The sequence below is a fragment of the Streptomyces sp. NRRL F-525 genome (genome assembly GCF_000716605.1).
GTDB lineage: Bacteria > Actinomycetota > Actinomycetes > Streptomycetales > Streptomycetaceae > Streptomyces.
Map to the genome: position 1 here is coordinate 46704 of NZ_JNXE01000009.1, position 22209 is coordinate 68912.

20 protein-coding genes are annotated in these 22209 nt (G+C 71.8%); 9 read left to right on the forward strand and 11 right to left on the reverse strand.

Translation table 11 applies throughout. The annotated features are described in order from the left end of the window. The first annotated feature begins 279 nt into the window (after window positions 1-279). The 4 genes from OO69_RS15390 to OO69_RS15405 all read left to right on the forward strand — a co-directional run bounded on the left by OO69_RS15390 (window position 280) and on the right by OO69_RS15405 (window position 3763). Entirely contained in the window at window positions 280-1704 is a 1425-nt protein-coding gene (locus OO69_RS15390; RefSeq protein ID WP_078652445.1) for an MFS transporter, read from the forward strand. A gap of 73 nt (window positions 1705-1777) precedes the next feature. Then, window positions 1778-2242 carry a hypothetical protein gene (locus OO69_RS15395; RefSeq protein WP_033281199.1) on the forward strand — a complete coding sequence of 155 codons (465 nt, stop codon included), beginning with the start codon at window positions 1778-1780 and terminating at the stop codon, window positions 2240-2242. Then, window positions 2212-2904, forward strand: coding sequence for a futalosine hydrolase (locus OO69_RS15400; RefSeq protein WP_199810950.1), 693 nt, complete (start codon window positions 2212-2214; stop codon window positions 2902-2904). Before OO69_RS15395 ends, OO69_RS15400 begins: the two co-directional genes overlap by 31 nt. Continuing rightward, the gene (locus OO69_RS15405; protein ID WP_033281200.1) at window positions 2891-3763 is read left to right on the forward strand and encodes a 1,4-dihydroxy-6-naphthoate synthase; all 873 of its coding nucleotides are present in this window, start codon (window positions 2891-2893) and stop codon (window positions 3761-3763) included. Before OO69_RS15400 ends, OO69_RS15405 begins: the two co-directional genes overlap by 14 nt. Before the next feature lie 13 nt (window positions 3764-3776). On the opposite strand, the gene OO69_RS53715 is transcribed toward OO69_RS15405, so the two are convergent. Beyond that, window positions 3777-4160 carry a cold-shock protein gene (locus tag OO69_RS53715; protein ID WP_019057239.1) on the reverse strand — a complete coding sequence of 128 codons (384 nt, stop codon included), beginning with the start codon at window positions 4158-4160 and terminating at the stop codon, window positions 3777-3779. A 151-nt stretch (window positions 4161-4311) separates the two neighbouring features. Here OO69_RS53715 and OO69_RS15415 point away from each other — a divergent pair, with 151 nt between their 5' ends. Beyond that, window positions 4312-4560, forward strand: a complete 249-nt coding sequence (locus OO69_RS15415) for a hypothetical protein (RefSeq protein WP_033281201.1) — start codon at window positions 4312-4314, stop codon at window positions 4558-4560. Here the strand turns inward: OO69_RS15415 and OO69_RS15420 are convergent. Continuing rightward, window positions 4539-5192 carry an HAD family hydrolase gene (locus OO69_RS15420; protein WP_078652446.1) on the reverse strand — a complete coding sequence of 218 codons (654 nt, stop codon included), beginning with the start codon at window positions 5190-5192 and terminating at the stop codon, window positions 4539-4541. The two genes, OO69_RS15415 and OO69_RS15420, sit on opposite strands and share 22 nt — an antisense overlap. A 43-nt stretch (window positions 5193-5235) precedes the next feature. Continuing rightward, window positions 5236-6243, reverse strand: coding sequence for a hypothetical protein (locus OO69_RS15425; protein ID WP_033281203.1), 1008 nt, complete (start codon window positions 6241-6243; stop codon window positions 5236-5238). A 154-nt stretch (window positions 6244-6397) separates the two neighbouring features. Here OO69_RS15425 and OO69_RS15430 point away from each other — a divergent pair, with 154 nt between their 5' ends. After that, on the forward strand, window positions 6398-8962 hold the full coding sequence (locus OO69_RS15430; protein WP_033281204.1) for a helicase-associated domain-containing protein: 2565 nt from the start codon (window positions 6398-6400) through the stop codon (window positions 8960-8962). A 42-nt stretch (window positions 8963-9004) separates the two neighbouring features. On the opposite strand, the gene OO69_RS15435 is transcribed toward OO69_RS15430, so the two are convergent. Further along, entirely contained in the window at window positions 9005-9520 is a 516-nt protein-coding gene (locus OO69_RS15435) for an NUDIX hydrolase (protein ID WP_051801059.1), read from the reverse strand. A gap of 136 nt (window positions 9521-9656) precedes the next feature. Here OO69_RS15435 and OO69_RS15440 point away from each other — a divergent pair, with 136 nt between their 5' ends. Further along, window positions 9657-11300 carry a DNA repair helicase XPB gene (locus OO69_RS15440; RefSeq protein WP_033281205.1) on the forward strand — a complete coding sequence of 548 codons (1644 nt, stop codon included), beginning with the start codon at window positions 9657-9659 and terminating at the stop codon, window positions 11298-11300. Between the two features lie 39 nt (window positions 11301-11339). Here the strand turns inward: OO69_RS15440 and OO69_RS15445 are convergent, their stop codons facing one another. Then, the gene (locus tag OO69_RS15445) at window positions 11340-11522 is read right to left on the reverse strand and encodes a hypothetical protein (protein ID WP_033281206.1); all 183 of its coding nucleotides are present in this window, start codon (window positions 11520-11522) and stop codon (window positions 11340-11342) included. Window positions 11523-11810: 288 nt separating this feature from the next. Between OO69_RS15445 and OO69_RS15450 the strand changes: the two genes are divergently transcribed. Further along, window positions 11811-13862, forward strand: coding sequence for a HelD family protein (locus OO69_RS15450; protein ID WP_033281207.1), 2052 nt, complete (start codon window positions 11811-11813; stop codon window positions 13860-13862). A gap of 14 nt (window positions 13863-13876) precedes the next feature. Here OO69_RS15450 and OO69_RS15455 read toward each other — a convergent pair whose 3' ends face one another. Together OO69_RS15455 and OO69_RS15460 are read right to left on the reverse strand one after the other, a co-directional pair. After that, on the reverse strand, window positions 13877-14569 hold the full coding sequence (locus OO69_RS15455; RefSeq protein ID WP_033281208.1) for a copper homeostasis protein CutC: 693 nt from the start codon (window positions 14567-14569) through the stop codon (window positions 13877-13879). A gap of 107 nt (window positions 14570-14676) precedes the next feature. Then, entirely contained in the window at window positions 14677-15360 is a 684-nt protein-coding gene (locus OO69_RS15460) for a maleylpyruvate isomerase family mycothiol-dependent enzyme (protein WP_033281209.1), read from the reverse strand. A 44-nt stretch (window positions 15361-15404) separates the two neighbouring features. Here OO69_RS15460 and OO69_RS50130 point away from each other — a divergent pair, with 44 nt between their 5' ends. After that, window positions 15405-16067 carry a hypothetical protein gene (locus tag OO69_RS50130; RefSeq protein WP_078652448.1) on the forward strand — a complete coding sequence of 221 codons (663 nt, stop codon included), beginning with the start codon at window positions 15405-15407 and terminating at the stop codon, window positions 16065-16067. On the opposite strand, the gene OO69_RS15470 is transcribed toward OO69_RS50130, so the two are convergent. From OO69_RS15470 to OO69_RS15485, 4 genes are all read right to left on the reverse strand, one after another. Beyond that, complete coding sequence (locus OO69_RS15470; RefSeq protein ID WP_033281211.1) at window positions 15967-17799, reverse strand: prolyl oligopeptidase family serine peptidase; 1833 nt, start codon at window positions 17797-17799, stop codon at window positions 15967-15969. The two genes, OO69_RS50130 and OO69_RS15470, sit on opposite strands and share 101 nt — an antisense overlap. 366 nt (window positions 17800-18165) lie before the next feature. Further along, window positions 18166-19533, reverse strand: coding sequence for an MATE family efflux transporter (locus OO69_RS15475; protein WP_033281212.1), 1368 nt, complete (start codon window positions 19531-19533; stop codon window positions 18166-18168). After that, window positions 19530-20576 (reverse strand): SagB/ThcOx family dehydrogenase, encoded by a 1047-nt coding sequence (locus OO69_RS15480; protein WP_033281213.1) that lies wholly within the window; start codon window positions 20574-20576, stop codon window positions 19530-19532. Before OO69_RS15480 ends, OO69_RS15475 begins: the two co-directional genes overlap by 4 nt. Before the next feature lie 60 nt (window positions 20577-20636). Next, window positions 20637-21722: a SagB/ThcOx family dehydrogenase gene (locus tag OO69_RS15485; protein WP_033281214.1), complete on the reverse strand. Its 1086-nt coding sequence runs from the start codon at window positions 21720-21722 to the stop codon at window positions 20637-20639. Between the last annotated feature and the right edge of the window lie 487 nt (window positions 21723-22209).

Sequence of the window (22209 nt, forward strand, 5' to 3'; positions counted from 1 at the left end):
TCCGCGCCCGATCGCGCTCGGGCACGCCTACGCCATCCATTCTGCGGGATGGCCGAGAGGCGCGCGGCCGAGAACAATCGCCACGGCGCGCTACGCACGCTACCTTCTCCCGCGCCATGCGCCCACACCGACGGCCTCTTGGGCGATGCGCGGCGGTCACCCGGAGACACGTGGAACGGTCGGCCGGGGACCTGTGGAACGGCCCAGAATCCACTTCCGTACGCCTCCATACGTGCGGTAACCGCACTACTAGGGCCGTTCTCGGGGCACTATGACGGGGTGGCAGCCGCGAGGTCGCCCCAAGGTGCCACCGGGATCGGTGGCACGAAGGGGAACATCCGAGGTGGCGGTTCGGGCCGGGTGAGCGGTTCCGTCCGTGCGATGGGCCGTGCCCTGCACTTCCCCGTCACCGGTACCGCCCGCGGCATCCGCAAGGCCACGCACGCCCACGGCGCGGGCGAGTCGGGCCTCGGCCGGCTGATCGAACTGCACGCGGTGAACGGCGCGGGTGACGTGATGATCACGGTCGCCCTCGCCTCGACCGTCTTCTTCTCCGTGCCGACCGATGAAGCGCGGGGGCGGGTCGCTCTGTATCTCGCGATCACGATGGCGCCCTTCACTGTTCTCGCGCCGGTGATCGGGCCCCTGCTCGACAAGCTTCCGCACGGGCGCCGTGCCGCCATGGCCGCCGCGATGCTGGCCCGTGCCCTCCTCGCGCTGATCATCTCCGGCGCGGTCGCCAGCGGCAGCCTGGAGCTGTATCCGGCGGCCCTGGGCGCCCTGGTCGCCTCGAAGGCGTACGGCGTCGTCAGAAGCGCCGTGGTGCCCCGGCTGCTGCCACCCCGTATCTCGCTGGTGAAGGCGAACTCCAGAGTCACCCTCGCCGGGCTCCTCGCCACCGGCGTCGCCGCCCCGATCGCGGGCGGCCTGCACGCCATCGGCGACCCCTGGCCGCTCTACGGCGCCTTCGTGATCTTCGTCGCGGGTACGGTCCTGTGTTTCTTCCTGGACCCCAAGGTCGACTCGGCCAAGGGCGAGGACACGGCGCTGCTCGCGGCCGACGCGGACCATCTGCACGGCCCGCATCCCAAGGAGGTCAAGCGGCCGGGGCTGCGCACGGTCGGCATCGCCGTCACCCACGCGCTGGGCGCCAACGCGGCGCTGCGCTGGCTCTCCGGGTTCCTGACCTTCTTCCTCGCGTTCCTGCTGCGCGAGCATCCGATGACCGGGCAGAGCGCGGCCGTGTCGCTGGGCATAGTCGCGGTCTCGGCGGGCGTGGGCAACGCGCTCGGTACGGCGGTCGGGTCCTGGCTGCGGCAACGGGCCCCGGAACTCATCATCGTGACCGTGATGGCGGTCGTGCTGGGCGCGGCGGTCACGGCGGCGATCTTCTTCGGCGCGGCCCTGGTGGCCTGTCTCGCCGCCGCCGCCGGGTTCTGCCAGGCGCTGGCCAAGCTGTCCCTGGACGCGCTGATCCAGCGGGACGTGCCCGAGCTGGTGCGCACCTCGGCGTTCGCGCGCTCGGAGACGATGCTCCAGATGGCCTGGGTGCTCGGCGGCGCGATCGGCATCGTCATGCCGCTGAACGGCGCCCTCGGCTTCACCCTCGCCGCCGCGGTCATCGCCCTGGGCTGGCTGACCACCCTGCGCGGCCTGCTCGCCTCGGCCCGCCACGGGGCCGGCGGACGCCCGCGAGTGGCCTAACCCGGACCACCCGGCCCGCCGCGCCGCACCCCACGTGGGGGGAGTACTGGACGGGCCCGATAGCCTTCGCCCCATGACCATGCAATCCGCTGTGCGACGCCGCCGCGCCGTCGCCGCCGCCGGCGCCGTTTCCGCCGGACTGCTCGTCCTGTCGGCGTGCGACAAGCCGACGCCGATCTCGACGATCACCGTCGGGAGGAACTCGGTCCACACCGAGGCCACCTGCTACAACGACGGCGACGCGGTGAAGACCGCGGACCTGGCGAAGTGCCTGAAGGCCTCCACGTCGATCTCGGTGGACCCGGACGACACCGTGCGCTTCGGTGTCGACCCGAAGATCGCCGACAACGGCTGGACGATCCTGATGAACGGTCAGCCGCTGACCGACTCCAGCAAGAAGACGTACCGCACGATCCCCGGCAGCGTGTTCTTCAACACCCAGTACGGCGCGACCGGCAACTCGACCGTCGTCTCCATCAAGGAGGGCGACAAGACGGTCAAGGGCCTGTGGTCCTTCAAGTTCAAGAAGGACTCCTGACCACGGCCTCCTTCCGTATCCTCGTCGCCACCGCCGTCCCCGCCGAACGGGACGCGGTGGCACGGGCGTTCACCGGCGACAGCGCGGTCGATGTCATCGCCGCCGGGGTGGGTCCCGCCGCAGCCGCCGCCGCTACGGCCGTCGCGCTCGCCGGTGCCCCGTACGACCTCGTCGTCTCCGCCGGGATCGCCGGTGGCTTCCAGCCCGAGGCGCCCGTCGGCTCGCTCGTGATCGCCGACGAGATCACCGCGGCCGACCTGGGCGCGGAGACCCCGGACGGGTTCGTCCCGGTCACCGAACTCGGCTTCGGCGCCGTCACCCACCGTCCGCCGAATGCACTCGTACGAGATCTCGCGGCGGCCACCGGCGCCCGCACCGGAGCCGTACTCACCGTCTCCACGGTGACCGGAACCGCCGCCCGCGCCACGGAACTTCGCGCCCGCCACCCCCGGGCCCTCGCGGAGGCGATGGAGGGCTTCGGGGTGGCCGAGGCCGCCGCCGCCCACGGCATCCCCGTCCTGGAACTGCGCGCGGTCTCCAACCCCGTCGGCCCGCGCGACCGCGCCGCCTGGCGGATCGGCGACGCGCTCGCGGCCCTGACCGAGGGATTCGGGAAGTGCGCGCCCGTACTGGAGAGTTGGAACCCGTATGACAACCAGTGAGCAGCCGCTGCAGATCGCCTTCTCCCCCTGCCCCAACGACACGTTCGTCTTCGACGCGTGGGCCCACGGCCGGGTGCCGGGTGCGCCCGCGCTCGACGTGACCTTCGCGGACATCGACATCACCAACGGCATGGCCGAACGCGGTGAGTTGGATGTGCTGAAGGTGTCGTACGCCGTGCTGCCGTACGTTCTCGACGAGTACGCGCTGCTGCCGTGCGGGGGTGCGCTGGGGCGGGGGTGCGGGCCGCTCGTCCTCACCCGGGGGGCGGACGTGGATCTCACCGGTCGTACCGTCGCCGTGCCGAGTGAGCGGTCGACCGCGTATCTGCTCTTCCGGCTCTGGGCCGCGGACACGATTCCGGGTGGGGTCGGGGAGATCGTGGTCATGCCGTTCCACGAGATCATGCCGGCCGTGCGGGACGGGAAGGTCGACGCGGGGCTCGTCATCCACGAGGCGCGGTTCACGTACCAGAACTACGGGCTGCACAAGCTCGCGGACATGGGTGAGCACTGGGAGGCGACGACCGGGCTGCCGATCCCGCTGGGCGCGATCATCGCGAAGCGGTCGCTGGGCGCCGAGCGGTTGAACCTGCTCGCCGACTCGATCCGGGCGTCGGTCCGCGCCGCCTGGGACGACCCCGAGGTCTCCCGGCCGTACGTCATGGAGCACGCGCAGGAGATGGACCCGGGCGTCGCCGACCAGCACATCGGCCTGTACGTCAACGAGTTCACGGCGGACCTCGGCGAGGACGGCTACGCGGCGATCCGGGGGTTGCTCACCCGTGCGGCGGCCGAGGGGCTGGTTCCTCCCCTCGGCCCGAACTCGCTCGAATTTCCCCAGCGCCTGAAGATCCGCTGAATCTCCCGGACTTCTACACGTCCAACTGGTCGGCGACCGCCCGCAGCAGGCCCGCGATCTTCGCACCCGCGGGCTTGTCGGGATAGCGGCCGCGTTCCAGCATGGGCGTGATGTTCTCGAGCAGGGTCGTCAAGTCCTGGACGATGGAGGCCAGTTCGTCCGGCTTCTTGCGCTGGGCCGCCGCGACCGACGGGGTCGGGTCGAGCAGGGTCACCGAGAGGGCCTGGTCGCCGCGCTGACCGGCGACGACCCCGAACTCCACGCGCTGTCCGGGCTTCAGGGCATCAACTCCGGCGGGCAGAACCGAGGAATGGACGAAGACGTCACCGCCGTCGTCACGGGAGAGAAAGCCGAAGCCCTTCTCGCTGTTGAACCACTTGACCTTGCCGGTAGGCACGTCTGTCCTCGTCCTCGTACTCGTCGGAAAACTGCTTCGGATAGCAGACCGGCGGGGCGTCGGGGCCCGCCGGTACCAAGGCTAATGGTCTTCAGGCCGGTGACAAGACGTCGCCGGGTTGTTCCTTTGCGCAGGGAACTACCCTGGTCCAGTGCGCGACAAAACCCAAACGAATTCCGCCGCGGCCGGTGACCGACTGATCCGTGCCGGTGCCATCGTCTTTTTCATCGGTGCGGTGGCCACACTCGTCACCGTGGTACCGCTGCTGCTCCACACGACGCCTTTTCCGACGTACATGTACCTCTTGAGCATGCTCATGGGCGTCGGATTCCTGCTGGCCGCCGGAGGCGTGCTCCAGTCGGTCGCCGCGGGCCGGCGTCAGGCGCGCGCCGGAAGGTAGTCCGAAAGCCATCGCGGGAACTCGGTGAGGTCGCCGAGGACCACGTCCGCCCCGGCCGCCCGCAGTTCATCGGCGTCGCACGGTCCGGTCGCGACCGCGACCGCGAGGGCCTCGGCGGTACGGGCGCCGCGCACGTCCCCGACGTGGTCGCCGACGTAGACGCTCGCGCCCTCCTCGCGCAGGGCCTCCGCCTTCTGCTCGGCCCACAGGTTGCCGATCACGGCGTCGGCGTCGATGCCGAGGTGCGTGAGGTGCAGCTTCGCGTTCGGCTCGTACTTCGCGGTGACGACGATCGCCCGCCCGCCGGCCGCGCGCACGGCCGCGATCGCCTCGGGGGCGCCGGGCATCGCGGGGGTCGCGGCGATGGCGATCGACGGGTACATCTCGCGGTACAGGTCGGCCATGGCGGGCAGTTCGTCCGCCGGGAACCAGTTGATCAACTCGTCCGCGAGCGGCGGCCCGAGCCGGGTGACCGCCAGATCGGCGTCGATGTACGTCCCCGTCCGCTCCGCCAGCGCCACATAGCAGGCGTGGATACCGGGCCGGGAGTCGATGAGGGTCATGTCGAGGTCGAAACCGACGGTCAGTGCGGGCGAGGCGGAGTTCTGGGCGCGCGAGGTCATATGGGCCATTGTGCCCAGTCGCTACGACAATCCCACCGGCGCGGCCCTTCCCCTACCTCCGCCGCTGCGACCGCCACACCAGAAACAGCGCCGACGCCACCGCCGCGCCCCGCACCACCCACGGCCAGGTCTCGGAGATCGCGTCGTTCATGTGGCCCTGCGCGATGGGGGTGCCCCAGCGGCCGTCGTTCCGGCCCCACAGCCAGACGATGCCGGCCGCGACGGCCGCCGTCGGCAGACCGATCACCGCCGCCTTGGTCTCGGCGTCGGACAGCCGACGGGACGCGTACGCGATGAGCCAACCCAGCAGCAGGGCGAACCAGTTGCCGAGTACGGCGCCCGCGACGAGCAGCGCGGCGGCGATCAGGAGGAGGGGGTTGGACCAGCGTCCGGCCGGGAGGCGCGGGACCAGGCGGCGCCGGCGGACGGGGGTTTCCGGCGCCTGCTCGATCACCGGTGCGGCGACGGGTACCGGCGCCTTGGCCGCCTCCTTCTCCGGCTCCTTCGGGGTCTCCTTCGGCGGCGGGGGCTTGAGGAGTTCGGGGATCTCCACCCCGCCCGTGAACCCGGGCACGCTGTCGCCGAGCGCGAACCCGTTGCCGTTCTCCACCCGCCACCAGTCCGGCTGCATCACGCTCGCGCCGAGGTCGGACGCGCTCGCGAGGTGCGGCGAGGAGGCGGAGTTGTCGGGCGCGGGGTCGGGGGCGGGCGCGGATTTGGTGAGGCGGGTGCGCGGCAGCGGTACGACCCGGCGCAGGCCCTTCGGCCGTAGATCGTCCTCGTGGTCGCGTTGTACGGGGACGGAGGCGGTCGGCATCTGCGGGACACCGGTGCCGGTGCCGGCCGCGGCGACGATCTCGTCCGGGGTGCCGAGGCCCTTGAGGATGCGCTGGACGGCGGCCGGGGTGTCGGCGGTGGAACCGGCCCGCCGCCGGTCGATCTCGTTCCGCAGCTCGGACACGAGCCGCATGCGCGTGACCGAGGGCAGCTGCCGTTGCTGCGCCACGTCACCGACGCGGCTCAGATACTCGTAGACGACCTGGTCGCTCTCGATACCCACGAAGTCCCCTCCGGGGCGGGTGCGTTGGATACCCCGCCGGAACGACCGTAGCGCAGGTCGGGCGTCGTGTCGGCCCGCGCATCGGGGGGTGGGCGGGGCCGGGGTGAGGGCGGGCGACACCGGCCCGGCCCCGGTACCCGCTACCGTGGGTCGGATGAGCACCCCGGCCACGCCGCCCCGTTCGCTCGCGGAGGCACTCCGAAACAGGGACGACGCCTCCCTTGCCGCGCTGTTGCGCAGCCGGCCCGACCTCATCACGCCTGTGCCCACCGACCTGACGCAGCTCGCGACCCGGGCCGGTACACGCGGGTCGGTCGTGCGGGCGCTGGAGCGGCTGGACCGGTTCGCGCTGCAGACGGCGGAGGCGCTGGCCGTGGCGGGGGACCCGGCGTCGTACGACGAGCTGGCCGGGCTGATGGCGGGGGACGCGCGCGACGCCGCCGTCGTGCACGCGCTGCCGCGCGCCCTCGCGACGCTGCGCGAGCAGGCGCTGGTGTGGGGCGCGGACGACCGGCTGCGGCTGGTGCGGACAGCGCGTGAGCTGCTGGCGCCCTCGCCGCAGCACCCGTCGCCGACCGGCCTCGGGCCTACGGTCGCGGAGGCCACGGCGGGGATGTCGCCGGGGCGGATCCAGGAGATCGTGACGGCCGCCGGGCTGCCCTCCACGCATGACTCCGTGTCCGCGGTGGCGGCACTGACCAAGCTGTTCACCGCCAGGCGGCGGATGAAGGCGCTCCTCGGCCGCGCCCCCGAGGAGTCCCTGGAGGTGCTGAACCGGCTGGTCTGGGGGCCGCCGTACGGCCAGGTGACCGCCGAACCGGCGTCCCATCTGCGCTGGCTCATCGACCGGGGGCTGCTGCTGCCCACCGCGCCCGGCACGGTCGTACTCCCGCGTGAAGTGGCCCTGCATCTGCGGGCCGGGCGCGCGCACCGTGAGACGGAGCCGGTGGCGCCGGCGGTCGAGGCGAAGGCGACGCACCGTCCACAGGTTGTGGACACCACGGCGGCCGGGCAGGCGTACACCGCGCTCGCGACGGTCGAGGAGCTGCTGAAGGACTGGGACGAGGGCGGGCCGACCGTGATGCGGGCGGGGGGTCTCAGCGTCCGTGATCTGAAGCGGACGGCGGTCGCGCTGGACGTGGCCGAGCCCGTCGCGGCCTTCTGGGTCGAACTCGCTTATGCGGCGGGGCTGTTGGCCTCCGACGGTGACGCCGACGAACGGTACGCGGCCACCCCGGCCCACGACGAGTGGCTGGAGCTGCCCGCCGCGCAGCGCTGGGCGCGGCTCGCGGAGGCGTGGCTGACGGCGACCCGGACGTCGGGGCTGGTGGGCGGGCGGGACGCGAAGGAGCGGACGTTGTCCGCGCTGGGGCCGGGGCTGGACCGGTCGGCGGCTCCGGAGGTACGGCACCGGGTGCTGGGTCTGCTCGCCGGGTTGCCGGAGGGCGCCTCGCCGTCCGCCGAGTCCGTGTTGGCGCGGTTGCGGTGGGAGCGGCCGGTTCGGGGGGCGGGCGGTGCGCAGCCAGGTCCTCAAGAGGGCGACGATCTGCGGAGCCGGCTTGCCCGGTGGACGTTGAGCGAGGCGGAGATGCTGGGGGTGACGGGGCGGGGGGCCCTGTCGGCGCAGGGGCGGGCGTTGTTGGGGCCTCGGGGTGTCGCAGCGGCCGACTCCTCCCCCGGTGTCTCCGCTCCCTCCGGCCCCTCCAGCCCCGGCGACAAGCTCCCCGTCCATCACCACCACCGCCCGCCCACTCCCCCCGACCCCCTCTCCCCCGCCGAGCAGGCCGCCGCAAGTGCCGCCGCCGCTCGGCTGCTTGCCCCGCTCCTGCCCGAACCGTTGGACCACGTCCTCCTCCAGGCGGACCTGACGGCGGTGGCACCGGGCCCGTTGGAGCGGCCGTTGGCGGACATGCTGGACGTGCTCGCGGATGTGGAGTCGAAGGGCGGGGCGACGGTGTACCGGTTCACGCCGGGGTCGGTGCGCCGGGCGCTGGACGCGGGGCGGTCCGCCTCCGACCTGCACGACTTCCTCACCGCGCACTCCCGTACACCGGTCCCGCAGCCCCTCGCCTACCTGATCGACGACGTGGCCCGCAGGCACGGGCATCTGCGGATCGGCGCGGCCTCGGCGTACGTCCGCTGCGACGACGACGCGGTGCTCAGCGAGATCCTGGCCGACAAACGGTCCGCGGGCCTGCGCCTGCGCCGCCTCGCGCCGACCGTGCTGGCGGCCCAGGCCGACCCGGCCGCGCTCCTCGACGGGCTGCGCGCGATGGGCTTCGCACCGGCCGCCGAGTCCGCCGACGGCGATGTCGTCATCACCCGGGCCCACGCCCGCCGCACCCCGCCCCGCACGGCCCCCGAACCGGTACCGGACGGCCCGCCGACCCCGGACACGACCCTCCTGTCGGCGGCGATCCGCGCGATCAGGGCGGGCGACCGCGCCTCCACGACGCCTCTCAAGACGACCCCTTCGCCCACCGGTGACCTCCCCCGCACCAGTTCCGCCGAGACCCTCGCCACCATGCAGGCCGCCGTCCTCACCGGCGACACCCTCTGGATCGGCTACGTCAACGCCGAGGGCGCCGCGAGCCAGCGCGTGATCGCCCCCATCCGCGTGGAGGGCGGCTTCGTCACGGCGTACGACCACACGGCGGACGAGGTACGGACGTATCCGCTGCACCGGGTGACCGGGGTCGCGGAGCTGGCGGAGGGGTAGGTCCCAAAAAGTGTGTCACTTTCGCCAGAAGTGTCACACTTTTCAGGGAAGAGGGTCGGCCCGGGCCGCCTCGCCTCGGTTCAGATAGCGGGCCAGCACGTCCACGGAGTCCGCCACGAACGTCGGGCGCCGGGCCATCTCCCGCAGCTCGTCCTCCGTGACCCACGCGTGCCAGGCGATCTCGTCCGGGTCGGGGGTGATGTCCTCGCCGACCACCGCTTCGTGAAGGCCCAGCCAGTACGGGCTGATCTCGCCCCGGCACAGGAACTTGAAGGCGAACCGGACCGGCACCCGCACCCCGAGTTCCTCGGTGAGTTCGCGGGCCGCCGCCTCCTCGTAGGACTCCCCGGCCTCCGCGGCGCCGCCGACCATGAAGTTGTACTGCCCCGGGAAGCGGGACATGTCCGCCGCCCGCCGATGCACCAGGACGCGGCCCTCCCCGTCCCGGCAGACGATCGTCGCGACGCGGTGCAGCCAGTGGTGCGTGATGGCCTCACCCCGGTCCACGACCCCGAGCACCCGGTCCTGCTCGTCGACCCGGTCCACCAGTTCTCCCATGACCTCCGCCTTCAGCTCGCCCATGGCCACAGCCTCGCAGAGCGCCGCCGTGATCATCGGCCGGTAGTGCACACTGGACGTTTGGCCGTCCCGAGTCCTCCAGGCCCGGCCGAGGCCCGCAGAAAGGCAGTCGCGCGTGAATGGCCCCCTCATCGTCCAGTCCGACAAGACCCTTCTCCTCGAGGTCGATCACGAGCGAGCCGACGACTGCCGGCGCGCCATCGCGCCGTTCGCCGAGCTGGAGCGGGCGCCCGAGCACATCCACACGTACCGGGTGACACCGCTGGGACTGTGGAACGCGCGGGCCGCCGGGCACGACGCCGAGCAGGTCGTGGACGCGCTCGTGGAGTACAGCCGGTATCCCGTGCCGCACGCGCTGCTGGTCGACATCGCCGAGACCATGGACCGCTACGGCCGCCTGACCCTGAGCAAGCACCCCGCGCACGGGCTCGTCCTCACCACCACCGACCGGCCCGTGCTGGAGGAGATCCTGCGGTCGAAGCGGGTCGCCCCGCTGGTCGGCAACCGGCTCGACCCCGACACCGTGGCCGTGCACCCCTCCGAGCGCGGGCAGATCAAGCAGGTGCTGCTGAAGCTGGGCTGGCCGGCCGAGGACCTCGCCGGGTACGTCGACGGCGAGGCGCACCCGATCGAGCTGGACGAGGACGGTTGGGCGCTGCGGCCGTATCAGAAGCAGGCCGTGGAGAACTTCTGGCACGGGGGCAGTGGTGTGGTCGTGCTGCCCTGTGGCGCCGGGAAGACCCTGGTCGGCGCGGGGGCGATGGCGCAGGCCAAGTCGACCACGCTCATCCTCGTCACCAACACCGTCTCCGCCCGGCAGTGGAAGCACGAGCTGATCAAGCGGACCTCGCTGACCGAGGAGGAGATCGGGGAGTACAGCGGGACGCGCAAGGAGATCCGGCCCGTCACCATCGCCACGTACCAGGTGCTGACGACGCGGCGGAAGGGTGTCTACCCGCACCTGGAGCTCTTCGACTCCCGGGACTGGGGGCTCATCCTCTACGACGAGGTGCACCTGCTGCCCGCGCCCGTCTTCAAGTTCACGGCGGATCTGCAGGCGCGGCGGCGGCTCGGGCTGACCGCGACGCTCGTGCGTGAGGACGGCCGGGAGTCGGACGTGTTCTCGCTCATCGGGCCGAAGCGGTTCGACGCGCCCTGGAAGGAGATCGAGGCGCAGGGGTACATCGCGCCCGCCGACTGTGTCGAGGTCCGCGTCAATCTCACCGAGTCCGAGCGGCTCGCGTACGCCACCGCCGAGGCCGAGGAGAAGTACCGCTTCTGTGCGACGACCGCCACGAAGCGGAAGGTCACCGAGGCGATCGTGCGGCGGTTCGCGGGTCAGCAGATCCTCGTCATCGGGCAGTACATCGACCAACTCGACGAGCTGGGCGAGCACTTGAACGCGCCCGTGATCAAGGGTGAGACCTCCAACGCGCAGCGCGAGAAGCTCTTCGGGGCCTTCCGCGAGGGGGAGATCAGCGTCCTCGTGGTGTCGAAGGTCGCGAACTTCTCGATCGACCTGCCGGAGGCGACCGTAGCCATCCAGGTGTCGGGTACGTTCGGCTCCCGCCAGGAGGAGGCTCAGCGGCTCGGGCGCGTACTGCGGCCGAAGGCCGACGGGCACCAGGCCCACTTCTACTCGGTCGTCGCGCGCGACACGATCGACCAGGACTTCGCCGCCCACCGCCAGCGCTTCCTCGCCGAACAGGGGTACGCCTACCGGATCATGGACGCGGACGAGATCCTCGCGGAGAACTGAGCATCACGGTGCGGCGGGTGAAGCGGGCGGAGCGGGCGGTCACTTACGGCGAACGCCCGCTTCCTCGCCGTACTCGCCGAGGACGACCACGCTGAACGCGGCGCCCGCGAACACTTTTATCGCGCGCAGGGCATTGCCGAGGCGATGGGGGTGGCTGCCGCCGGTGGCCGGTGTGGCGCCGGTCGGGCGGACGGGGACCGGGGTGATGGTTGCTGCGCTCATGTCTCCATGGTGCGTCTTGGGACATAAGGTCGGCATCGGTCCAGAGAGCCAACCTCCGGGCCGCCTTTCTACGCCTCCGGGCTGACCCGTTCCCCTCCTGGGTGGAGGGGGTGTCCCCTAGGGGTAGCCCGCGTCGGCGCGGCCGTAAAACCATTCGCCTCCTCCGCTCCCCCTGACCTAGAATCTCCGCTCTTGCCCGCCTCCCCGCAGGGAGTGCCACCGCCCGGACGGAAACCGGTCGGTATCCCACCCAGCAGCCGCTTCAGCAGGTCTTCCGGAGGCACCCCCTTGTCCACGCCCGCCGCCGACCCCCTCGACGACCCCCTCGCCCGCGAACGCTCGCACCTGGCCTCCTCCCGTTCCGCGCTGCGCGCCATGCGCGAGGACGTCCAGTCGCTCGACATCAAGGACGTCACGGCGAACTGGGTCAACGCCGAGATCCTCGCCCGCCAGATCGGCGACCGCATCAAGGCGCTGGCCGACCTGAGCGACACCCCGCTGTTCTTCGGCCGCCTCACCTACCTGCACGCGCCGGGCGTCGAGCAGGCCGAGGGCGCGGAGGGCGAGCAGTTCTACATCGGACGCCGTCATGTGCACGACGGCGACGGCGACCCGATGGTCATCGACTGGCGCGCGCCGGTCTCGCAGCCGTTCTACCGGGCGTCCAAGAAGGACCCGCTGGACGTCTCGCTGCGCCGCCGCTTCGGTTACACGGGCGGCGAGCTCACGGCGTACGAGGACGAGCACCTCATGGACCCGGCCGAGGCGGCCGCCACCAGCAAGCTGCTCCAGCAGGAGATCGAGCGCCCGCGCGTGGGCCCGATGCGCGACATCGTCGCGACCATCCAGCCCGAGCAGGACGAGATCGTACGGTCCGGACTCGGCGGGACGGTCTGTGTGCAGGGAGGCCCGGGGACCGGAAAGACGGCCGTCGGCCTGCACCGGGTCGCCTACCTCCTCTACGCCCACCGCGAGCGGCTCGCCCGTACCGGCACCCTCGTCATCGGGCCGAACAAGTCCTTCCTGCACTACATCGAGCAAGTCCTCCCCGCCCTGGGCGAGTTGGCGGTCCGCCAGGGCACGGTCGACGACCTGGTCGCCCGCGTCGAGGTGCGCGGCACGGACGAGGCACCGGCCGCCGTCATCAAGGGCGACGCCCGCATGGCCGAGGTGCTGCGGAAGGCCATCTACTCGCACGTCACCCTGCCCACCGAACCGGTGATGGTCGTGCGCGGCTCACGCCGCTGGCGGGTCCCGGCGTACGAACTCGAAGCGATCGTGCGGGAGTTGCTCGACCGCGACATCCGCTACGGCGCCGCCCGCGAGGCCCTTCCGCAGCGCATCGCGCATGCCGTGCTGGTGCAGATGGAGCGGTCCGGGGAGGCGCCGGACGACCGGGTGCAGGACGCCGTGGCCCGCAACGCCGCGGTGAAGGCGGCCGTCAAAGCGGTGTGGCCGCCGGTCGAGCCGGCGAAACTCGTGCTGCGGCTGCTCAGCGACGCGGACTTCCTCGCCGCGCACGCGGACGGGATCCTCGACGAGGACGAGCAGAAGACGATCCTCTGGGCGAAGCCCGTCCGGAGCGTGAAGGCCGCCAAGTGGTCAGCGCCGGACGCCGTGTTGATCGACGAGGCGACCGACCTCGTGCAGCGGACGCACTCGCTCGGGCATGTGGTGCTCGACGAGGCACAGGACCTCTCCCCCATGCAGTACCGGGCGGTCGGCCGCCGCTGCACCACCGGTTCCGCTACCGTCCTCGGCGACCTGGCGCAGGGCACCACGCCCTGGGCGACGCGAAGTTGGGACGAGGCGCTGGCCCACCTCGGCAAATCGGATGGCGTGATCGAGGAGTTGACGGCCGGTTTCCGCGTGCCGACGGACGTCATCACGTACGCCTCCCGGCTCCTCCCCCACATCGCCCCGGGGCTCACGCCCGTCGCCTCGGTGCGTGAGAACCCGGGCTTCTTCGACCTCCGCTCCGTCGCCGGTACGGCCGAAGTGGTCGCCGCCTGCGAGGAGTTGCTGGGCAACGAGGGGTCGACGGGTCTGATCGCCGCCGACGCCAGGATCCCGGCGCTGGCGGAAGCCCTCACCGCGGCGGGCATCGGCTACATCGACCCGGGTGAGGAGACCACCGTGGACACGCGTCTGACGCTCGTCCCGGCGTCGCTCGCGAAGGGTCTGGAGTACGACTACGTAGTGCTCGACGAGCCGCAGGCCGTGGTCGACGGTGAACCGGACGAACGCACCGGGCTGCGGCGCCTGTACGTGGCCCTGACCCGGGCGGTGTCGGGTCTGATCGTCACGCACACGGCTCCGCTGCCGTCCCAACTCGCCTGACGGGCAAGGGCGGTTCAGGCTCCGTCGAGGACCGCCCGCCACTCGGCCACGGCCGTCGCCGACACCGGCCGCTCCCAGCCGTCGGGCCGGGCGGCCCCGCCGATGTGGAAGGCGTCGACTCCGGCGGCGAGCAGGGTCGGTACATGGTCGAGGCGCAGGCCGCCGCCGACGAGGATGCGCTGCTCGTAGCCGGGTTCGCCGTGCAGCGCGGCCTCGCGGAGCAGCGTGGGAAGGCCGTCGTCGACGCCGTCCGCGGAACCGGCGGTGAGGTAGGCGTCCAGGCCCGGCAGGTCGGCGAGCTGCTTGCGCAGGGCGTCGCGGTCGGCGGCGCGGTCGATCGCGCGGTGGAACGTCCAGGCGCAGCCGTCCAGTTCGGCGACGACCCGCTCCACCGCGTCGAGGTCGACACGGCCGTCCGGGTCGAGGAACCCGAGCACGAACTGGTCGGCACCGGCGGTCCGCAGCTCCCCGGCGACCCGGACGAGCCGGTCCACGTCGCCCGCGGCGAACCCGTCCGCGAGGCGCAGCATCACGCGCAGGTCGATGTCGACGGCGGCCCGGATCGCGGCGAAGGTCTCCACCGGCGGGGTGAGTCCGTCGGCCGCCATGTCGGTGACCAGTTCGAGACGGTCCGCGCCTCCGGCCTGGGCGGCGATCGCGTCCTCGGCGCCGAGGGCGATCACCTCCAGGACTGCACGCGTGCTCATAGGACCCCTTCCGTCGTGTTCCCTGGAGCGGCTACAGGTCTAGTCCAATATCCAGGGTACGCGGGAGGTCAGGGGGCCGCGAGATCGCCCCCGGCACAGGGCAGCTGTCACCCGCCGAAGATGTTCAGCTCCGCCGGTTCCGCACCGGCCAGCTCGTAGCCCGTGCCGGCCGGCACCGGCCGCCCCGAGTACAGCCGTACGAGCGTGGGCGCGTCGCCGATGTAGCGCGCCGGGGTCAGCTCGCCCGACAGGTCGCCCAGGCGCAGCGGATCGTCCAGGTCGTCGAGGTCGGCGTGCAGAGGCCGGTGGTTTTTCTGACGGGTCACGAGGCCGAGAAGGGTTAGAGCGGACCCCAGCCCCTGGCCACCATAGGCGCCGGGCACGCTGAGGACGTCCCGTACGTCACCGGCGTGCACCCACTCGCCGAGCGCTACGGCGTCCAGCGCGCCGCCCGCGCGGGCGATCACCGCGCCCGCCTCGGACATGCCCCGCTCCAGCTCGTCCACGACCCGCGCGTTCGTCCAGTCGGCCCGCTCCGCGATGTCCCGGTCGTTGGCCTCAGGCGAGAACACGCCCTCCTCGAACCGCCGCTCCACCACCCGCGTCAGCGCGGCCGAACAGTGCGCGAGCACATCCCGCACGGTCCACCCCGGACACGCGAGGGTCGCCAGCGCGAAGTCCTCGTCGGGCCGCGAACGGAGCAACGGAATCAGCGCGTCGCGCTCGGTGACGAGGAGCCGTCCGGGCAGTTCGGGATCACGTACGTCGTGTGCTGTGTCGGCGTAAGTCATGCGTTCCACGCTAGGGGCACGGCCGCGGGAGGAAAATACGGGGCATGCCCGATCTCGACGCCCTCCGCGCCCGCTGGACCCGCGCCCTCGAAGGCGCCCGCACATCCACCGACGGCCCAGACCCGTCGCCCTACGCCGAGAACCTCCTCACCCGCTGGCAGGAACCCCAGCGCCACTACCACACGCTCACCCACCTCACCTCGGTCCTCGACCACATCGACGTGCTGGAGAAGCACGCCGACGACCCGGACGTCGTACGGCTGGCGGCCTGGTTCCACGACGCGGTGTACCTCCCCGACCGTTCCGAGAACGAGGAGCGGTCGGCACGGCTGGCCGAGCGGGCGCTGGCGGAGGCCGGGGTGCCGGAGGGCCGGGTCGCGGAAGTCGCCCGCCTCGTCCGGCTCACCGTCACGCACGATCCCGCCGACGACGACCACGACGGCCAGGTGCTGTGCGACGCGGACCTGGCGATCCTGGCCGCACCGCCGTCGGCGTACGCGGCGTACACGGCGGCGGTCCGCGAGGAGTACCACTTCGTCCCCAACGAGGCTTTCAGGGAGGGCCGTTCGGCGATCCTGCGCCAACTCCTCTCTCTGCCAAGGCTTTTCAGGACGCCGTACGGGGCCGCGGAATGGGAGGCCACGGCTCGCTACAACCTGGCGGCGGAGCTGGAGTTGCTGGCGTCGGCAGGTCCAAGTGGCGAGTGAGGAAGGCGGAGAGGGCGCGGCGGAGGGCGTCCTGCCCCTCTGAACTGCGCACGGCGTGACCGTCGTCGGGGAGGATCAGCTCCTCCACCTCCCCGCCCGCCGCGCGGCGGTCCCGTACGAACGCCTCGATACCGGCCGCGTCGACGCGTGGATCATGCGCACCGCGTACGACCAACGCCGGCCCGCGCATGTCCGCGACCCGATGCACCGGCGACCGACGCCTCAACTCCCCCTCCGGCAACCGGCTCCAGCCGATCTGCTTGTCCCACAGGGCCCGCATCCGGCGCCAGTACGGCCCGTCCGCCCAGTCGGAGGAGGCGAGGTCGACGAGGGGGTTCACGGCGACGGCGCAGCGGAAACGGGGGTCGGTGAGGGCGAGCAGGGAGGCGTAGCCGCCGTAGGAACCGCCGTACGCGGCTACCCGCTCCGGATCACACAGTCCCCGCCCGGCCACGGCGTCGACGGCGTCGTAGAGATCCTGCTGCATGCGGGCGCCCCACTCGCCGTCGCCGAGGTCGCGGAAGGCGCGCCCATAGCCGCTGGAGCCGCGGTAGTTGACGCGCAGGACGGCCATCCCGGCGGCGGCGAGCCAGGCGGCCTCGGGGTCGTGACGCCACCGGTCGCGGGCCCACGGTCCGCCGTGGACACGGAGGATGAGGGGCGGCGAAATCACCGTGTTCGGGGGCAGGGTGAGGTAGGCGGTGAGGGGGTGGCCGTCGGAGGTGGTGAGGGTGAGGGCGGTGGTGAACGGGGGCTCGCTGTCCGGGTGTTGGGGTTCCGGGGGCAGTGCTACGGCCGTCCCCTGCTCCCGGTCGTAGACGTGGTGGCGTGGTGGGCGGGCCGGGTCGTGGGCGGCGAGGAGCCAGCGGGTGTCGGCGGTGTCGTGGCCGAGGAGTTCGAGGTCGCCGGGGATGTGGGTGGCGGCGCGGGCGAGGTCGCGGGCGTAGGCGGGGTCGGCGCAGGTGTGATGGCGGCGGGCCGCGTGGTGGAGGGCGGCGCGGGGTGTGCCGTCCGGGGCGAGCCAGGCGGTGGTGATGTCGTACGGGGGTGGTGCGGCGAGGAGGGTGCGGGGGTGGGCGGTGCGGGGGTCGACGGCGGCGAGTCGGACGGCGTCCGCGTCGTACGCGGTGAGCAGCAGGATCTCGCCGGAGGTGGGGTGGATGCCGAGGAGGCGGGTGTCCGGGGCGTCGGCGAGGGGGAGGTCGAGGAGCGGCCGCCAGTCGTGACCGTCCGCCGTGGTGAGCAGGCGCAGGGTTCCGTCTGGGAGGCCCAGGAGGCTTGCGCGGCAGGTGAGTTGGGGGTCGAAGGCCCAGTCCCGGGTGCCGGGGGTGCAGTGGGCGAGTTGGCGGGCGGGGGTGGTCCGGTCCAGGGGGAGGTACCAGGGGTGGAGTGTGGGGTCGCCTTGGCGGCGGATGGCTGTGACCATCGCGTGCGGGTGGGTGGGCGAGGTCCATAGGCCGCGTACCTGGAGGGTGTTGGCGGGGGCGAGGGGGAGCAGCTTGCGGTCTGCTACGCGCAGGGCGTGCGGGGTGAAGCGCTCTCGGCCGTTTGTCTCCGTGATGAGCAGCAAGTGTTCGTTGTCCGGGGCCCATTGGAGGGCGTGGACGGCGCCGGGGGGTAGGGGGTGCAGGGTGCGTACGGTGGCTGTGGCGACCTCGGTCACGGTGACGGTGCCGTCCGCGTCGACGTAGGCCACGGCTTGCCCGTCCGGGGAGAGGGTGGGGGTGATCATGTCCGCCGCCTAGGAGCTCGGGGGGTGCTGTTTCGGGGCGGCTGCGGGTGCGTTGTGGCTGGTCGCGCAGTTCCCCGCGCCCCTGGAGGGGGTCCGTATCTGGACAGCTGCGGGTGGGTTGTGGCTGGTCGCGCAGTTCCCCGCGCCCCTTGGGGGGGGGTTCCGTATCCGGGTAGCTGCGGGTGCTTGCGCCCCTTGGGGGGTGCGATTCGGGGGGTCGTGGGTTCGTTGCCGTTGTTCCGGTGGCTTTGGAACGCGGGGCCAGTTTCAGGGGCGCGGGGAACTGCGCGACCAGCCACGGACTGCCCGCAGCCGCCCCGGGACAGAACCCCCGACCTCCTGGGCGAACACGGCAACCCGGCGTACTCATGCCCCTACTCCCATCATCCGCCGAACCGCCCACTCCGTGACCGCCGCCCGGATCGCCCAGTACCCCAACACCCCACCGAACGCCCCCGTCAGCCCCCACCCAGCCCGCACCGCCGCCCAGGCCAGCGGCAGTTGGACCACCCAGGACGCGACCGTGTTGGCGACCATGTCGGCCCGGGTGTCGCGCAGGGCGCGCAGCGCGGCCGTGTTGCTCACGGTCACGGCGACGAGGGGGAGGCTCGCGGCTACCAGCAAGGTCGCGCCCACGGCGGCCGACACGACCGCCGGGTCGTCGGTGAACAAACCCAGCACTGGGCGTACGGCGACTGCCAACCCGACCCCCGTCAGGGTGAGCGCGCCCGTGACGAGCACCCTGTTGGTCCGCCAGTGGGTGCGGACCGCGTCCACGCAACCCCCTCCCGCCGCCCGGGACATGAGAACACCCGCCGCCCCCGAGAACGCGTTGGACAGCATGAAGACCAGGAGAACGAGCTGGAACACCACACGGGACGCGGCCAGTTCGGTGAGTGACAGGAGTCCTATCGCGGCGAAGAAGGCGAAGGACGCCAGGTAGTCCACCGCCATCGACACCATCGCCGGCCACGCCAACTCCCAGCTCTCCCGCGCCGATTGACAGTCCCAAGGAGTCGCGCGCCAGGTACCCAGCCAGTCCCACAGACCCGCCCGCCGCAGCAGGACCACCTGGAGCGCGCCCGCACAGAGCAGGGAGAGAGTGACCCCGAGGCCATTTCCGGCGGCGCCCAGCGCGGGGAACGGACCGACGCCGTAGATCAGGGCCCAGCTCGCGACCAAATTGACCGGCATGGCTACGCAGTTGGTGAGGAGCGTGAGCCGGGTCCGTTTCGCCGCCTGGAGGGTGATCGTGCCGAGGGCGGAAAGCACCGCGAACGGCAGGCTGAGTGCCCGGGCCCGGAGATAGGCCGCACCGGCCGCGACCGCCGCAGGCTCGTGCACCGTAAGGGCGACCAAGGGCCGCGCCGCGAAGACCAACACCAAGGCAACCACCACCGCCAGCGCACCCACCGGCCGCAGCGAGGCGTGCAACGCCCTTACGGCGGCGTCCCGTTCACCCGCCCCGAGATGCCGGGCACACAGCACCTGATAACCCGTCACCCCCGCCAGCAACACCCCAAGCGCCAGCTCTACGACCACGATCGCCCCGGCGACCCCCGCCAGCGCCGTCGAGCTGTAGTGCCCGGTGAGCGCGAGGCTGATGAGGTCACCGGCCCGGGACACGGAGGTCGCGAGGACGGCGGGCAGCGCCAACTCCAGGAGCGGGCGGGCCTGTTGGCGGAGACGCCCGCCCCGGGAGACGGGCGCAACCGTGTCCGGTGCGGCGCTCATTTCACCCGCGTCCGGGTGCCGTGCCGCGGATCGGGTCCCATGGTCAGCGTGTAGATCGTCGCCTGGCGGACGGGGTCCAGGCCCAGCAACTCCTCGATCAGCCCGTCCCGTACCGCCGGAGTGACCAGCGTGCCCAGCCCGTGCGTGTCGGCGAGCAGCAGCAGCCGCTGCGCCAGATGCCCGGACTCGATGTACAGGTTGCGCAGGGCGCGTTCGTGCCGGTACCGGAACTGGTACTGCTCGAAGTCCGCGACCATCACCAGCGTGAACCCGGCGGTCAGCGGCCAGGGCGAACCGTAGAACACCTCCCGCATGGCGCCCCGGAGGTCACCGGGGCGGATCTCGGTCAACTCCGGTTCGGCGGGGGCGAGATCGAGGTGCCAGGCGCCAGGGTCGATGCCGTCGACGTCGTACGTCAGGACGTAGAAGTCGAAGGCCGTGCCGAAGGACCGGAGCAGTTCCCAGGGGTCGTCCTCGCCGGTGCGGCGCTGGTTGGCGGCGACCGTGGCGAGGCCGGTGCGGAGGATGTGGGAGAGGGCGCCGCCCGGGGTCGGCCGGGGCAGATAGCTGCGCACCGAGCGGCGGGTCAGCAGGGCCGTGCCGAGGCTGCGGCCGGGGTCGCCCGGTACCGGCTCGGGCAGCGGCACGCGGCGGCCCTCCGGGCGTATCCGGGGCGGGAGTTGAGCACCGCCGCCGTATCCGGACAGCACCTCGCGGCGGGTGTCCACGGCGTCGGCGCCGGAGTCGGCGTACGGCAGATCGCGGGAGAGGAGGTGGTATTCGAGGGAGGGGCGCCAGCGCCGCCGGTGCCAGAACTCGACCAGTTCCTCCGGAGGTTGGGGCGCGGCCTCGGCCCCGGCCAGCCAGGAGGCAAAAGCCCCGGAGCCGTCCGGCGGGGCACCCGCGGCGATCGTACGGGCCAGCGTGCGCCGGTCGACGTACCCGCGGCGACGGCCGGCCAGATCCTGGACGTGCACACCGTCCCGCGGACTGAGCCCACCGCCGATACGCAGCAGGGGTGGGAGGGCGGACGGATCGGACATGGGGCTGCTCCTTTCAGGTCCTTCAGGGGCTGAGGTCAACTCGGCTGTACGGATGGCGACTTAACCGAGCGCCACCGTCGCGATCAGCCCCTCCGTCAGCCCGTCCACGCCGATCATCCGCTCGACCCCGGACTCCAGATCGCCGTACGCGGGGAACGCCGGGATGCCGAAACCCTCGGCGAGTTGGGTCACGGTGGAGGCGATGTGGCCGGCGTCCATGTGGATGCTGCGGTAGGTGCGGGGCTCGCGGTAGCGCCACATGTTGCGGCGGAACACCGAGGTCAGGACGAGCAGGCAGCGCACGTCGAAGGCGGGCCGGGTGGTGCTGGCGCGGAAGACGCGGCGGAACTCCTCGGAGTCCGGGTCCGGCGCGGGGACCGGGAGTTTGACCAGCGCGTGCAGTCCGCCGTGCACGTGGTACCAGCCCGGTTCGACGCCGTCGACGTCGAGGACGGCGAGATAGCCCTCGGTGGGATGGCGTCGGCCGCCGGAGGGGCTGGTGCGGGTGAGGTAGTCGGCGGAGCCGGGCGCGCGGCTGCGGGTCGTCTCCACGATGCCGAGGGCCAGCGCGGCGATCGTGAGGAGTCCGGGCCGGTCGAGGTGCCGGGTGCGGCCCGCGTCCGTACCGACGGGCATCGGCGCGAGATCCGGGGAGAGTGCGGGGAGCGGTATCCGTTCCGCCGACGCGGGCTCCTTGAAACGGTCGTCGTCGATTTCCTCGTCGCGATACCGGTGAATTCGCTCCCGGTCGACCGCGATTCCCTTGCTGTAATCGACGCCGGGGAAATCATGCGCGGCGATATGGTATTCGGCCGCCATGCGCCAGCCTTTCTCGTCCCACCGCCGAAATACCTCCTGCCCCCATTTGTAGCGCGGGGTGTCGAGATATTCGTCGCCGACGATCAGGCCGGCCTTCTCCATCGAGGCGACGACCGCCTCGGCCCGCTCGGGCGGCACACCGAGTTCGACGGCGGCCTCCTTCGCCAGCAGCCGCCGTTCCCGCGGCCGGCCCGCGAGGACGAGCACGGCCGCCTCCTGCGCGCCCAGCTTGAAGGATCGCCTGGTCAGCAGGTCGTCGGCGATCCACTGTCCGGCCGCGCCCGGTCGGGGCGTCAGCCGGATGAACTCACTCGCTTGTACAGACACGGTCACCCCTGGACTGGGGCCCCGACGGCCCGGGGAAGCGAATTCCCCGGGCCACCGGAGCGGGCACAGAATTAGTCGACGTTCGGGCCCTGAAGCAGCATGGGCTCGTAGGACTCGACCTCTTCGATCTCGACCGTGATGTCCTGGGCCGCGACGGTGTTCTCCATGGGGAACCTCCTGGATTTCGGTGATGTGCATTTCCGCCCCCGGTTGCCCGGCGACAACGAAATGATCACCCGCAAATGACGATTTCGGCAAGCATCCCCTTTCTCCATCCCTGGAATAACGGAGAGGAATGCAAAGGGGATTCCATTCCTACCTGTCAGTTACATTTCAGGAGACATTGAGAGTGCACTCGGATCACCCACTATGCGCGTTTTGCCGGTACCACCCAGCAGGCCAACCCCAAGCCAGGGCGAGTGAATGATCAAATCACCGTCATGCGCCGTTGGTGAATGCTTTAATCAATGCGGGGTCCCGGCCATCG